The 290-nt window shown below is 38.6% G+C and carries 1 protein-coding gene; it reads right to left on the reverse strand.

The window, feature by feature from the left end; all coding sequences use genetic code 11:
• Positions 1 to 290, reverse strand: a 290-nt coding sequence (locus LZP69_RS16100; protein WP_234201708.1) for an aminopeptidase P N-terminal domain-containing protein, incomplete at both ends; no start/stop codon positions are given.

The raw sequence follows: 290 nt of genomic DNA on the forward strand, positions 1-290 counted from the left end.
TTGCATGCGATTCAGCAGGACTAATTCCAAGAAAACGCATCAACTTTAATTGATGTTCAGGACGATATGGTGGAAGATAGTTTACAGTTCCCTTAGAATATGTATTTAGCTTTTCGGATAGCTGAGCAACAGTTCCTGTTCTCTCAACGCCCACACTCAAAGCCATTTCTTTAATTGTAGGCTGAGGACCCATCCAAACTATACTATCGATGGTAAAATCATCGCCAAAAATATAATCGTTCCCACTCTCAATATCAATAATAGCATATAATCCAGGCTTATTCAAGCCA

Source organism: Shewanella sp. AS1 (genome assembly GCF_021412565.1).
Lineage (GTDB): Bacteria > Pseudomonadota > Gammaproteobacteria > Enterobacterales > Shewanellaceae > Shewanella.